The sequence below is a fragment of the Zobellella iuensis genome (genome assembly GCF_016746085.1).
Lineage (GTDB): Bacteria > Pseudomonadota > Gammaproteobacteria > Enterobacterales > Aeromonadaceae > Oceanimonas > Oceanimonas iuensis.
The window spans coordinates 36,565-49,405 of the sequence record NZ_JAERTZ010000028.1 but is presented as its reverse complement, the minus strand read 5'-3'; the positions used below and the strand labels follow the sequence as shown (position 1 = coordinate 49,405).

The following is a 12,841-nucleotide window of genomic DNA, read 5'->3' as shown; positions in this document are numbered from 1 at the left end:
CTGGGCGCTCCCCCTTCCCAAAGGAAAAGGGGGCGCCATTATTTCCGAGGCAGTCTGTCGCCTTAACTTTCTTCCAGCTCGATGTTGATACCGAGGGAGCGGATTTCCTTCAACAGTACATTGAAGGACTCGGGCATGCCCGGCTCCATGCGGTGATCGCCGTCCACGATGTTCTTGTACATCTTGGTCCGGCCGTTGACATCGTCCGACTTGACGGTCAGCATTTCCTGCAGGGTATAGGCGGCGCCGTAAGCTTCCAGCGCCCACACTTCCATCTCCCCGAAACGCTGACCACCGAACTGGGCTTTACCGCCCAGCGGCTGCTGGGTAACCAGACTGTAGGAACCGGTAGAACGGGCATGCATCTTGTCGTCCACCAGGTGGTTCAACTTCAGCATGTACATGTAACCCACGGTGACCGGACGCTCGAAGGTGTTACCGGTACGACCGTCATACAGGGTGATCTGGCCCGACTCGGGCAGATCCGCCAGCTTCAGCAGGCGCTTGATCTCGTGCTCGCGGGCACCGTCAAACGCCGGCGTGGCAATCGGCATCCCTTTGCGCAGGTTTTCGGCCAGCACCTTGACTTCCGCATCGGAGAAGGTGGACAGGTCCACTTTCTGCCGCACGCCCTCACCCAGGTTGTAGACTTCCTGGATGAATTCGCGCAGACGGGCCAGTTCCTGCTGCTCCTTGATCATGCGGTCGATTTTCTCGCCGATGCCCTTGGCAGCAAGGCCCATATGGGTTTCAAGGATCTGACCGATGTTCATCCGCGAGGGTACGCCCAGCGGGTTGAGCACGATATCGACCGGGGTGCCGTATTCGTCATGGGGCATGTCTTCGATGGGAACAATGGTGGAGATAACCCCCTTGTTACCGTGACGACCGGCCATCTTGTCACCGGGCTGGATACGACGCTTCACCGCCAGGTAGACCTTGACTATCTTCAGCACGCCCGGGGCCAGATCATCACCCTGGGTGATCTTGCGGCGCTTGTTTTCAAACTTCTTGTCGAAGTCGGCCTTCAGCTCGGCATACTGCTCGGCGATCTGCTCCAGCTCGATCTGCTTGCCTTCGTCGTCCACCGCCTGCTCCAGCAGCTTGGCACGGGCAATCTTGTCGACCTTGTCGGCGCTCAGACCGGCGGCGATCAGCACGGAACGGGCGCGGGCAAAGATGCCCTCTTCCAGGATGCTGAACTCTTCGGTCAGATCCTTCTTGGCCTGCTTGAGCTGCATGTGCTCGATGTCCTGGGCGCGCTTGTCCTTCTCCACACCGTCGCGAGTGAAGACCTGCACGTCGATGACGGTGCCGTACACGGAGTTGGGTACCCGCAGGGAAGAATCCTTCACGTCGGACGCCTTCTCACCGAAGATGGCACGCAGCAGCTTCTCTTCCGGCGTCAGCTGGCTTTCACCCTTGGGGGTGACCTTACCGACCAGGATATCGCCGGGCTTCACTTCCGCCCCCACATAGACGATACCGGACTCGTCCAGCTTGCTCAGCGCGGCTTCACCCACGTTGGGGATATCGGCGGTGATCTCTTCCGGGCCCAGCTTGGTGTCACGGGAAATACAGGACAGCTCCTGAATGTGAATGGTGGTCAGGCGATCTTCCTGCACCAGCCGCTCACTCAGCAGGATGGAGTCTTCGAAGTTGTAACCGTTCCAGGGCATGAAGGCCACGCGCAGGTTCTGACCCAGCGCCAGTTCACCCAGGTCGGTGGACGGGCCGTCGGCCAGTACGTCGCCGCCCAGCACCCGTTCGCCCGACATCACGCAAGGACGCTGGTTGATACAGGTGTTCTGGTTGGAACGGGTGTACTTGGTCAGGTTGTAGATGTCGATACCGGCTTCGCCCGGCAGCATCTCTTCCTCGTTGACCTTGACCACGATGCGGGAAGCATCGACGTAATCGACCACACCCCCACGCTTGGCCACCACGGTCACACCGGAGTCCACCGCCACGGCACGTTCGATACCGGTACCCACCAGCGGCTTGTCCGCCTTCAGGGTCGGCACCGCCTGACGTTGCATGTTCGAGCCCATCAGGGCCCGGTTGGCGTCATCGTGTTCGAGGAAGGGGATCAGCGAGGCGGCAACCGAGACGATCTGCTGCGGGCTCACGTCCATGTACTGGACCTGATCGGCATTCATGTAGGTGGCTTCGCCCTTGTGACGGGACGGCACCAGCTCATCCAGCAGACGACCTTCCTCGTCGGTGGCGGCATTGGCCTGGGCGATCACGAAATGACCTTCCTCGATGGCGGACAGGTAATCCACCTCGTCGGTGATCTTGCCGTCGATCACCTTGCGGTACGGGGTCTCGAGGAAACCGTACTCGTTGGTGCGGGAATAGCACGCCAGGGAGTTGATCAGACCGATGTTCGGGCCTTCAGGGGTCTCGATGGGGCACAGACGGCCGTAGTGGGTCGGGTGTACGTCACGCACTTCGAAGCCGGCACGCTCACGGGTCAGACCGCCCGGGCCCAGGGCCGAGATACGGCGCTTGTGGGTCACTTCCGACAGCGGGTTGTTCTGGTCCATAAACTGGGACAGCTGGCTGGAACCGAAGAACTCCTTCACCGCGGCGGAAATCGGCTTGGCGTTGATCAGGTCCTGGGGCATCAGGGTGTCGAGATCACCCAGGGACAGGCGCTCTTTCACCGCCCGCTCGACCCGTACCAGGCCCACGCGGAACTGGTTCTCGGCCATTTCGCCGACGGAACGGATACGGCGGTTACCCAGGTGGTCGATATCGTCCACCTCGTCGTTACCGTTACGGATGGCGATCAGCTGCTTCATCACGTCGACGATATCGGACTTGGTCAGGGTACCCGGACCGTTCAGCTCCTCGCGGAACAGGCGGCGGTTGAACTTCATCCGGCCCACGGTGGACAGATCGTAGCGATCTTCGGAGAAGAACAGGTTCTCGAACAGGGTTTCGGCCGCTTCACGGGTGGGCGGCTCGCCGGGACGCATCATGCGATAGATTTCCACCAGCGCCTCGAGGCGGGTGCTGGCGGAATCGATACGCAGGGTCTCGGACATGTAGGCGCCGTGATCCAGCTCGTTGGTGAACAGGGTCTCGAACTGCTTGAAGCCGGCCACAGACAGGTTGGCCAGGTTTTCCAGACTCAGTTCGCTGTTGGCGGCGACGATCACTTCGCCGGTATCGGCGTTGATGTAATCCTTGGCCGATACCTTGCCGACGGCATATTCCACCGGCACTTCAATTTGTTCTACGCCGGCCTTCTCCAGTTGACGGATATGGCGGGCGGTAATGCGACGACCGGTTTCCACCACGGTTTCGCCATCGACCACGATGTCGAAAGACGCGGTTTCACCACGCAGGCGCTCGGGCTTGAGCTCCATCATCAGCTTGCCATCGGCCACTTCGAACCTGGTGGTGTCGAAGAAGGTGGCGAGCATGTCTTCGGTAGTGAAGTCGAGGGCACGCAGGATAATGGACGCCGGCAGCTTGCGACGACGGTCGATACGCACAAAGAGGTTGTCTTTGGGATCGAACTCAAAATCGAGCCAGGAACCACGGTAGGGGATCACGCGGGCGTTATACAGGACCTTACCTGAGGAGTGGGTCTTGCCGCGATCGTGATCGAAAAACACACCCGGGCTGCGATGCAGCTGGGAGACGATTACCCGCTCGGTACCGTTGATCACGAAGGTACCGTTTTCAGTCATGAGCGGGATTTCGCCCATGTAGACTTCTTGCTCTTTGATGTCCTTGACAGTGCCGGCAGCCGCTTCTCTGTCGTACAGCACCATACGCAGCTTGACGCGCAACGGCGCCGAGTAGGTCACGCCGCGGATTTGACATTCTTGCACGTCAAACACGGGCTCACCCAGGCGGAAACTGACATACTGCAGTTCGGCAGAGCCAGAATAGCTAGTGATAGGGAAAACGCTGCGGAAAGCCGCTTCCAGACCGTACTCGCCTTGAGGATCCGCTTCAATAAACTGTTTGAAGGAGTCAAGCTGGATTGACAGCAGGTAAGGCGTGTCCAAGACCTGGTCACGCTTACCGAAGTCCTTACGAATGCGTTTTTTCTCTGTGTAAGAGTAAACCATAGGGTTCCTCAGCTCGCTGATAAGTGACCCACTCTGTCCAAATGGGACAGCTCTAAAAACACCGTTTTTTGTCAGACCGGGCCTCTCGACAACACCCGGTGGCTGGTACAACAAGGGGCGCAAACGATGTGAAAATTCCCCTCATCCCACAGCGCAAAAGGGCCGGTGAATAAAGATTCACCAGCCCTAGCCCGATTGCTCAGGCCGCTAAGCTATAGTCTAGCTTATTTGAGCTCAACAGAAGCACCGGCTTCTTCGAGTTCTTTTTTCAGTGCTTCGGCTTCGCCTTTGCTCAGTTGCTCTTTAACAGCGGTAGGAGCAGCTTCAACCAGAGCCTTGGCTTCTTTCAGGCCCAGGCCGGTAGCGCCACGAACGGCTTTGATAACGGCAACTTTGTTGGCACCGGCAGCGGTCAGCATGACGTCGAATTCGGTCTGCTCTTCTACGGCAGCAGCGGCTTCGCCGGCAACGGCAACGGCAGCGGCAGCAGAAACGCCGAACTTCTCTTCCATGGCTTCGATCAGTTCAACAACTTGCATTACAGACATTTCTGCAACGGCTTCGATGATTTGGTCTTTAGTGATAGACATGACTCAAATTCCTAATGTTCTGAAGTAGACGGTAATCAAGCAACCAGAAGCGGCTTAAGCGGCTTCGGCTTCTTTCTTGTCGCGCAGGGCAGCAAAAGTACGTACCAGCTTGCCAGCAGAGGCTTCTTTCATGGTCGCCATCAGCTTCGCAATTGCTTCGTCGTAAGTCGGCAGCTTGGCGAGGCGGTCAATTTGGGCCGCGGGGATGAACTCGCCCTCGTAAGCCAGACCTTTCACCTCGAACGCGCTTTGCTCTTTGGCAAAATCCTTGAACAGACGAGCGGCAGCGCCCGGGTGTTCGTTGGAAAACGCGATCAGGGTAGGACCAACAAACACCTCTTTCAGGCACTCGTAGTTGGTCTCTTCCACAGCCAGGCGAGCCAGGGTATTACGGACTACCTTGAGGTAGATACCGTTTTCACGGGCTTGCTTGCGCAGGGTGGTCATGGCAGCTACAGTCACGCCGCGAGAATCGGCAACGACTGCAGACAGGGCGCCCTTGGCAGCTTCGTTGACTTCAGCAACAATTGCTTTTTTGTCGTCGAGTCTTAATGCCATTGGCTAAACTCCTGGATTCCACCTGGGACAATTCCCAGATTAAACACACGCCTCGTTAACCGAGGCACCAAGGTGGCAGATTCCAGAAGAAAGGAATGCTTTCTAACTGGGTCCCGGCACCATCTACGCTGGAAAATTAAGCCCTAAGGCTCCAGCGGTCTTGGACGGGAGTCGAAGCCCCCAACCAAATAACAAGGCGCAAAATTCTACGAGAAACCTTGCGCCTTGTAAATGCTTAATTAAGCAACATCCAGGCTGGACTGTTCAATAGAAACGCCGGCGCCCATGGTGGTGGACAGGCTGACTTTCTTGATGAACTGGCCTTTGGAAGAAGCCGGCTTGGCACGCTTGAGCGCAGCCAGCAGGGACTCCAGGTTGCCTTTCAGCTTGTCGTTGTCGAAATCGACCTTGCCGATGGTGGTGTGGATGATACCGTTCTTGTCGTTACGGTAGCGAACCTGACCCGCCTTGGCATTCTGCACGGCTTCGGCCACGTTCGGGGTAACGGTACCCACTTTCGGGTTCGGCATCAGGCCGCGCGGACCCAGGATCTGGCCCAGTTGACCCACAACACGCATGGCATCGGGAGAAGCGATGACCACGTCGAAGTTCATTTCGCCTTTCTTCACCTGCTCGGCCAGGTCGTCCATACCGACCAGGTCGGCACCGGCAGCCTTGGCGGCGTCGGCGTTGGCGCCTTGGGCGAACACGGCAACACGCACGTCACGACCGGTACCGTGGGGCAGCACGGTGGCGCCACGCACGTTCTGGTCGGATTTACGGGCATCGATGCCCAGGTTGACGGCCACGTCGATGCTTTCCACGAACTTGGCGGTGGCCAGCTCTTTCAGCAGAGTGATGGCTTCGTTGATTTCGTACTCTTTGGTGGCGTTGACACGCTCACGGATAGTACGCATACGCTTAGTCAGTTTTGCCATGATCTTAGCCCTCCACTACCAGGCCCATGGAACGGGCAGAACCTTCGAGGCAACGCACGCGGGCGTCAACGTCAGCACCGGTCATGTCCGGCGTTTTGGTCTTGGCGATTTCTTCCAACTGAGCACGGGTCACGGTACCCACTTTCTCTTTGTTGGGCTTGCCGGAACCGGACTTGACGCCAGCGGCTTTCTTCAGCAGGAAGGAGGCGGGCGGAGTCTTGGTTTCGAAAGTGAAGGAGCGGTCACTGTATACGGTGATTACGACCGGAGTCGGCGCGCCTTTTTCCAGGCTTTCGGTACGGGCGTTGAACGCCTTACAGAATTCCATGATGTTCACGCCGTGCTGACCCAGGGCAGGACCAACGGGCGGGCTCGGGTTAGCTGCACCAGCCGCTACCTGCAGCTTGATGTAGGCTTGTACTTTTTTAGCCATTGAAAATTACCTCAAAAATGGGTGTTAGCGCCTCGGAGCAATACTCCTCTAACGGCTCCCCAACGTAAAAGGGCGGCAAATTGTAGTTTTATTTGCCGCCCCCCGCAAGTTTTATGGATGAATTTCGCTCAGGATTTTTCCACCTGGCCGAATTCCAGCTCCACCGGGGTGGAGCGGCCGAAGATCAGCACGGAGACCTTGACCCGGCTCTTCTCGTAATCCACTTCTTCCACCACGCCGTTGAAGTCGGCGAAAGGCCCTTCGGTCACCCGCACCACCTCGCCCGGCTCGAACAGGGTCTTGGGTTTGGGCTTGTCCACCGCGTCCTGCAGACGGTTGAGGATGGCATCGGCTTCTTTGTCGGAAATGGGCGCCGGACGCTCGGGGGTGCCGCCGATAAAGCCCATTACCCGGGGAATGCTGCGCACCAGGTGCCAGGTGCCGTCGTTCATCTGCATCTGCACCAGCACATAACCGGGGAAAAACTTGCGCTCGCTCTTGCGTTTCTGGCCCGCACGCATTTCCACCACTTCTTCGGTAGGCACCAGCACTTCGCCGAACTGATCTTCCATGCCGTGCATCTTGATATGCTCGCGCAGGGACTTGGCGACGCGACCTTCATATCCGGAAAACGCCTGGACCACATACCAACGCATTCTTTGTTCTGACATGGCTTATCCTTATACTCCGGTAACCAGATTAACCAACCATACCAGCAGGCCATCCAGCAAAAACAGAAAAAGGCCAACCAGAGCGGTGACGGCCAATACGATCAGGGTGGTCTGGATGGCTTCCTGACGGGTGGGCCAAACGACTTTGCGCATTTCCAGACGAGATTCCTTGGCAAAGGCGAAGCTGCTCTTGCCCTTCTGGGTCTGATAAGCCAGCAAGCCGGCAATGCCCGCAGCCACGACCACGCCGGTGGCGCGAATAAATACCGCCAGATCACTATAGAGATAATTGGCGACCACGGCCGCGATCAAAATAATGAAAACCAGGCCCCATAGCAGGGTATCTTTGCTCCCGCCCTGGCTCTCGGTGTTTGCACTCATAAGCTACCTGTCTAAAAACTTGAGTCTGTCACAGACGCGAAAACCCCGCTGTCGGCGAGGTAAGTGGCAGGGGCGGAGGGACTCGAACCCCCAACCGTCGGTTTTGGAGACCGCCGTTCTACCAATTGGAACTACGCCCCTAATACAAGAAAGCCCCTATTATAGGGGCTTTCAGATGCGATTGTAAGCGCTATTACTCGATGATTTTGGCTACCACGCCGGCACCAACGGTGCGGCCGCCTTCACGGATGGCGAAGCGCAGACCGTCTTCCATCGCGATGGGAGCAATCAGGTTGACCACCATCTTGATGTTGTCGCCAGGCATAACCATTTCAACGCCTTCCGGCAATTCGATGGTACCGGTCACGTCGGTGGTACGGAAGTAGAACTGGGGACGGTAGCCTTTGAAGAACGGGGTGTGACGACCGCCTTCTTCCTTGGACAGCACGTATACTTCGGACTCGAACTTGGTGTGCGGTTTGATGGTACCGGGCTTGGCCAGAACCTGACCACGCTCAACGTCTTCACGCTTGGTGCCACGCAGCAGTACGCCCACGTTCTCACCGGCACGGCCTTCGTCCAGCAGTTTGCGGAACATTTCAACGCCGGTACAAGTGGTCTTGGTGGTATCCTTGATACCCACGATTTCCACTTCTTCACCCACTTTCACGATACCGCGCTCAACACGACCGGTGACCACGGTACCACGACCCTGGATGGAGAACACGTCTTCGATCGGCATCAGGAAGGCACCGTCGATGGCACGCTCGGGCTCGGGGATGTAGGTATCCAGGGCGTTGGCCAGTTCCAGGATTTTTTCTTCCCACTGAGCATCGCCTTCCAGGCCTTTCAGGGCAGAACCCTGGATAACCGGAATGTCGTCGCCCGGGAAGTCGTACTCGGACAGCAGCTCGCGCACTTCCATTTCGACCAGCTCGAGCAGCTCTTCATCGTCAACCATGTCGCACTTGTTCATGAACACAACGATGTAAGGTACGCCTACCTGGCGGGCCAGCAGGATGTGCTCACGGGTTTGCGGCATGGGGCCGTCGGTGGCGGCAACAACCAGGATGGCGCCATCCATCTGGGCGGCACCGGTGATCATGTTTTTCACATAGTCGGCGTGGCCAGGGCAGTCAACGTGAGCGTAGTGACGGATTTCGGTGTCGTACTCAACGTGAGAGGCGGCGATGGTGATACCGCGGGCTTTTTCTTCCGGAGCGTTGTCGATCTGGTCGAACGCGCGGGCAGAGCCACCAAACTTCTTGGCCAGGACGTTGGTGATGGCAGCGGTCAGGGTCGTTTTACCGTGGTCAACGTGGCCGATGGTGCCGACGTTAACGTGCGGTTTTTTACGTTCAAATTTTTCTTTAGACATGCTCGTCCCTCTAACTGGTTGGGTGGTGAGCTATACCACGCGAGTCGCAAGTAGGAAGTATATAACAAAAAAGGTCTGAGGGTGTTTGCGCAAAGAAGTGGTGCTGATACCCAGATTCGAACTGGGGACCTCACCCTTACCAAGGGTGCGCTCTACCAACTGAGCCATATCAGCACTGGAGCGGGCAGCGGGAATCGAACCCGCATCATCAGCTTGGAAGGCTGAGGTAATAGCCATTATACGATGCCCGCGATTTTCTTTACTTAAAACTACCTCAAACCGCTTTTTTCAGTACTCGCCGAAGACGAACACTGGAAACTGGTGGAGGGGACTGGATTCGAACCAGTGAAGGCGGAGCCGTCAGATTTACAGTCTGATCCCTTTGGCCACTCGGGAACCCCTCCAGATTTTAATGGTGCCGGCAGAAGGAGTCGAACCCTCGACCTACTGATTACAAGTCAGTTGCTCTACCAACTGAGCTATGCCGGCACACGAGCGAGGCGAATTCTAGGGCAAGCCGGCGGCCTGATGCAACACCTTGGCGCAAGTTTTTCATTTCATCCGCACCAAGCGCGCAAAAAACCATCAAAAAACCGGCGACACCGGTCTTCCCTTCCCCAGACGCCTCTTCTCGTCCGGCTGCCTCCCCCTCGGTACAGCCGAGGGCGCCGCCTAATGTCGCCTTGTTCATCACCACACCATGGTGTATCGTCGCCGGGCGACTCACAGGACATTCCGATGAAGATAGATAACAATTCCCCCTATCTGGCCTTTTCCCGCGAAACCTGGTCAGAATTGCGCGATGCCGTGCAACTGCCGCTGAGCGAGGCGGAACTCAAGCGCCTGCAGGGGATCAACGACAAGGTGTCCCTGGCCGAGGTAAGGGATATCTATCTGCCCCTTTCCCGGCTGCTCAACCTCTATATCAAGGCCAAACAAAGGCGCAACCGGGTGCTGGATCAGTTTCTCGGCAAAGATCCCCATCATGTACCTTATGTGATCAGCATCGCCGGCTCTGTGGCGGTAGGCAAGAGCACCACGGCCCGTATTCTGCAGGCCCTGCTGGAGCGCTGGCCCCAGCATCCGCGGGTCGCCCTGGTGACCACCGACGGCTTTCTCTACCCCAACCAGGTGCTGGAACAACGCGGCCTGATGCGCAAGAAGGGCTTTCCCCAGTCCTACGATATCCGTCGCCTGGTACAATTCGTGTCCGACATCAAGTCGGGCAAACCCAGGGTCACGGCGCCGGTCTATTCCCACCTGGTATACAACATAGTGCCGGATCAGGAAGCGGTGGTAGAGCAGCCGGACATCGTTATCATCGAGGGACTGAATGTGCTGCAGAGCGGCATGGATTACCCTCACGAACCGCATCGGGTCTTCGTCTCCGATTTCGTCGATTTCTCCATTTTCGTGGATGCGGACGAGCGGCTGTTGAAAACCTGGTATGTGGAACGCTTCCTCAAGCTGCGCTCCGGCGCCTTCACCGATCCCGAGTCCTACTTCCACCACTACGCCCAGCTCAGTGAAGAGGAAGCGGTCACCGTTGCCAGCCGTATCTGGCAGGAAATCAACTACAAGAACCTGAAGCAGAATATACTGCCGACCAAGGACAGGGCCGAACTGATCCTCACCAAGGGCAAGCAGCATGAGGTGGAGCAGGTCTGGCTGAAGAAGTGACTTGGGACTTGGGACCATACAATCCCTAATCCCTAATCCCGGTCTTGGGGGCGCAACGATATTTCCCCACCGAGGAAATGCCTGACCTCCCCCGTGTCCAGCTCCAGCAGCAGGGCGCCCTGGTCGTCGATGCCCCGGGCCCTGCCATGTATCTCCTGCTCCCCCATCAGCACCCGCACCGGCTTGCCGTTGAAGTAGTCGAGCCGGTTCCACTGCTCGCGAAAGGCGGCGATGCCTTCCCGCTCGAACAGCGCCAGATAGCGATGCAAATAGCCGACCAGGGCCACCACCAGGGCGTTGCGATCCGCAATCTCACCCAGATCGGCCAGCTCGGCCCAGGGCTGATCGATGCGCTCCTGCTCAGACTTGGGCAACAGCAGGTTGAGCCCCATGCCGATCACCAGGTGGCAGGGACCACCGGCGGTACCGGACATCTCCACCAGTATGCCCGCCAGCTTGCGGCCGTTCAGGTAGAGATCGTTGGGCCATTTCAACTGCACCCCGTCGAAGCCCTGTTCCGCCAGCGCCTCGACCACGGCGATGCCCACCACCAGGCTGAGTCCCATGGCCGCCGCCATGCCCTGCTCCAGCCGCCAGTACAGGCTCAGGATCAGCTGGCCACCGAAGGGGGACACCCAATGCCGGCCCCGTCGGCCGCGGCCCGCGGTCTGGCATTCGGCCAGGCAGAGGTCCCCCTTCGCCAGTTGGGGGATGGACTCCAGCCAGTACTGGTTGGTGGAGCCTATCACCGGCACCACCTCGACCCGACTCGGGGCCAGGGCCTGGCACAGCAGGGTTTCATCCAGCAGTTGCAGCGGCACCGCCAGCCGGTAGCCCTTGCCGCTCACGCTGTACACATCCAGCCCCAGGCCCTTCAGCGCCTGTACGTGCTTGCTCACCGCCGCCCGGCTGACCGAGAGGGCTTCCCCCAACTGTTCACCGGAATGAAACTGGCCGTCGGCCAGCATCCGCAGCAGGCTTTCCCGCAGCGGCGTCAGCTCAAACATGCCAGCACCTCGTCCAGGTTGGTTTCGCCCCGGGGTCCCATCATGCGCACCTCGGGCTCGAGGCGCACCCCGAATTGCTGCTCCACCCGTTCCCGCACCTGGGCCGCCAGCCGGACGATATCCTCGGCGGTGGCGCCGCCCAGGTTGACCAGCACCAGGGCCTGGCGCTCGTGTACCCCGGCCCCGCCCTGGCGGCTGCCCTTGAGCCCGGCCTGCTCGATCAGCCAGCCGGCGGCCAGCTTGACCAGACCGGGCTCGGCGGCATAGACCGGCAAGTCGGGCCAGGCCAACTTGAGCGCCTCGACCTGGGCCTCGCCCACCTTGGGGTTCTTGAAGAAACTGCCGGCATTGCCCAGCACCCCGGGATCCGGCAGCTTGGCACGACGGGTGGCGCACACCTGCTCGAAGATTTGCCGAGGGCTGGCCGCCGCCCCCAGTGCCGCCAGGGGGCCATAGCCCAGCACCGGCCGCCAGGCCTTGGGCAGGCGCAGGGTCAGGCTCAGGATCAGGTGTCGACGGGCGCCGTGCTTGAACACGCTGTCCCGGTAGCCGAAGGCGCAGTCGGCCGCCGGCCAGTGACGGATCTCGCCGCTGTCCCAGTCGAAGCTTTCCACCGACTCGCAGAACTGCGCCAGCTCCACCCCGTAGGCGCCGATGTTCTGGATGGGGGCGGCGCCGACGGTGCCCGGGATCAGGGCCAGGTTTTCCAGTCCCGGCATGTCCCGCTCCAGGGTATGGCACACCAGCCCGTGCCAGCTCTCCCCGCCGTCGACCCGCACCAGCCAGGCATCGCCGGCATCGGTCACGGTGATGCCCTGCAAGCGGTTGACCAGCACGGTGCCCTCGAAGGGGGCGGTGAACAACAGGTTGGAGCCCTCCCCCACGAAGAGGGGAAACTCTTCCCGCAATGACCGCCACAGTTCGGGCAACTGGCTGCGCCGCTCCAGTACCAACAGGGTACGGGCGCTCTGGGCAAGGCCGAAGGTATTGAACGGAAGCAGGGACACCGGGCTCGTCGACATGATGAAATATCCTGAATATAAGGCGGCTCCAGTGTACCTCAAGAGGGCATCCGGGTTAACCGGCCATTCTTCCGTGCCGTCTTTACCCAGGA

General features: G+C 59.0%; 11 protein-coding genes and 5 tRNA genes. 1 reads left to right on the top strand and 15 read right to left on the bottom strand.

Features of this window, described 5'->3' with window-relative positions; genetic code table 11:
- Positions 1 to 62: 62 nt before the first annotated feature.
- From rpoB to JKV55_RS16695, 13 genes are all read right to left on the bottom strand, one after another.
- Complete coding sequence (gene rpoB / locus JKV55_RS16755) at positions 63 to 4,091, bottom strand: DNA-directed RNA polymerase subunit beta (RefSeq protein ID WP_202087976.1); 4,029 nt, start codon at positions 4,089 to 4,091, stop codon at positions 63 to 65.
- Positions 4,092 to 4,315: 224 nt separating this feature from the next.
- Entirely contained in the window at positions 4,316 to 4,681 is a 366-nt protein-coding gene (gene rplL / locus JKV55_RS16750) for a 50S ribosomal protein L7/L12 (RefSeq protein ID WP_202087974.1), read from the bottom strand.
- 54 nt (positions 4,682 to 4,735) lie between these two features.
- On the bottom strand, positions 4,736 to 5,239 hold the full coding sequence (gene rplJ / locus JKV55_RS16745) for a 50S ribosomal protein L10 (RefSeq protein ID WP_202087972.1): 504 nt from the start codon (positions 5,237 to 5,239) through the stop codon (positions 4,736 to 4,738).
- Positions 5,240 to 5,478: 239 nt separating this feature from the next.
- Positions 5,479 to 6,177 carry a 50S ribosomal protein L1 gene (gene rplA, locus JKV55_RS16740; protein WP_202087970.1) on the bottom strand — a complete coding sequence of 233 codons (699 nt, stop codon included), beginning with the start codon at positions 6,175 to 6,177 and terminating at the stop codon, positions 5,479 to 5,481.
- 4 nt (positions 6,178 to 6,181) lie between these two features.
- Complete coding sequence (gene rplK, locus JKV55_RS16735) at positions 6,182 to 6,610, bottom strand: 50S ribosomal protein L11 (protein WP_202087968.1); 429 nt, start codon at positions 6,608 to 6,610, stop codon at positions 6,182 to 6,184.
- A 128-nt stretch (positions 6,611 to 6,738) separates the two neighbouring features.
- Complete coding sequence (nusG, locus tag JKV55_RS16730) at positions 6,739 to 7,281, bottom strand: transcription termination/antitermination protein NusG (protein WP_202087962.1); 543 nt, start codon at positions 7,279 to 7,281, stop codon at positions 6,739 to 6,741.
- Between the two features lie 9 nt (positions 7,282 to 7,290).
- On the bottom strand, positions 7,291 to 7,662 hold the full coding sequence (gene secE / locus JKV55_RS16725; RefSeq protein WP_202087960.1) for a preprotein translocase subunit SecE: 372 nt from the start codon (positions 7,660 to 7,662) through the stop codon (positions 7,291 to 7,293).
- 64 nt (positions 7,663 to 7,726) lie between these two features.
- A tRNA-Trp gene (locus JKV55_RS16720) sits at positions 7,727 to 7,803 on the bottom strand.
- A 52-nt stretch (positions 7,804 to 7,855) separates the two neighbouring features.
- Entirely contained in the window at positions 7,856 to 9,040 is a 1,185-nt protein-coding gene (gene tuf / locus JKV55_RS16715; RefSeq protein ID WP_202087959.1) for an elongation factor Tu, read from the bottom strand.
- 98 nt (positions 9,041 to 9,138) lie between these two features.
- Positions 9,139 to 9,214, bottom strand: a tRNA-Thr gene (locus tag JKV55_RS16710).
- 2 nt (positions 9,215 to 9,216) lie between these two features.
- Positions 9,217 to 9,291: transfer RNA gene (locus tag JKV55_RS16705), tRNA-Gly, on the bottom strand.
- A gap of 68 nt (positions 9,292 to 9,359) precedes the next feature.
- A tRNA-Tyr gene (locus JKV55_RS16700) sits at positions 9,360 to 9,444 on the bottom strand.
- A 9-nt stretch (positions 9,445 to 9,453) separates the two neighbouring features.
- Positions 9,454 to 9,529: transfer RNA gene (locus JKV55_RS16695), tRNA-Thr, on the bottom strand.
- A gap of 249 nt (positions 9,530 to 9,778) precedes the next feature.
- On the opposite strand from JKV55_RS16695, the gene coaA reads away from it, so the two are divergent.
- Positions 9,779 to 10,720 carry a type I pantothenate kinase gene (gene coaA / locus JKV55_RS16690; RefSeq protein ID WP_202087957.1) on the top strand — a complete coding sequence of 314 codons (942 nt, stop codon included), beginning with the start codon at positions 9,779 to 9,781 and terminating at the stop codon, positions 10,718 to 10,720.
- A 32-nt stretch (positions 10,721 to 10,752) separates the two neighbouring features.
- Here coaA and birA read toward each other — a convergent pair whose 3' ends face one another.
- Entirely contained in the window at positions 10,753 to 11,727 is a 975-nt protein-coding gene (gene birA, locus JKV55_RS16685; RefSeq protein WP_202087955.1) for a bifunctional biotin--[acetyl-CoA-carboxylase] ligase/biotin operon repressor BirA, read from the bottom strand.
- A complete protein-coding gene (gene murB, locus JKV55_RS16680) occupies positions 11,715 to 12,749 on the bottom strand; it encodes a UDP-N-acetylmuramate dehydrogenase (RefSeq protein WP_202087953.1) in 1,035 nt (344 codons plus the stop codon). The genes birA and murB overlap by 13 nt, the downstream gene beginning before the upstream one ends.
- Positions 12,750 to 12,841 lie beyond the last annotated feature (92 nt).

Bases quoted from the DNA above. Each gene is read 5' to 3' on its own strand.
- rpoB (WP_202087976.1), bottom strand. From the start codon at position 4,091: ATGGTTTACTCTTACACAGAGAAAAAACGCATTCGTAAGGACTTCGGT.
- rplL (WP_202087974.1), bottom strand. From the start codon at position 4,681: ATGTCTATCACTAAAGACCAAATCATCGAAGCCGTTGCAGAAATGTCT.
- rplJ (WP_202087972.1), bottom strand. From the start codon at position 5,239: ATGGCATTAAGACTCGACGACAAAAAAGCAATTGTTGCTGAAGTCAAC.
- rplA (WP_202087970.1), bottom strand. From the start codon at position 6,177: ATGGCAAAACTGACTAAGCGTATGCGTACTATCCGTGAGCGTGTCAAC.
- rplK (WP_202087968.1), bottom strand. From the start codon at position 6,610: ATGGCTAAAAAAGTACAAGCCTACATCAAGCTGCAGGTAGCGGCTGGT.
- nusG (WP_202087962.1), bottom strand. From the start codon at position 7,281: ATGTCAGAACAAAGAATGCGTTGGTATGTGGTCCAGGCGTTTTCCGGA.
- secE (WP_202087960.1), bottom strand. From the start codon at position 7,662: ATGAGTGCAAACACCGAGAGCCAGGGCGGGAGCAAAGATACCCTGCTA.
- tuf (WP_202087959.1), bottom strand. From the start codon at position 9,040: ATGTCTAAAGAAAAATTTGAACGTAAAAAACCGCACGTTAACGTCGGC.
- coaA (WP_202087957.1), top strand. From the start codon at position 9,779: ATGAAGATAGATAACAATTCCCCCTATCTGGCCTTTTCCCGCGAAACC.
- birA (WP_202087955.1), bottom strand. From the start codon at position 11,727: ATGTTTGAGCTGACGCCGCTGCGGGAAAGCCTGCTGCGGATGCTGGCC.
- murB (WP_202087953.1), bottom strand. From the start codon at position 12,749: ATGTCGACGAGCCCGGTGTCCCTGCTTCCGTTCAATACCTTCGGCCTT.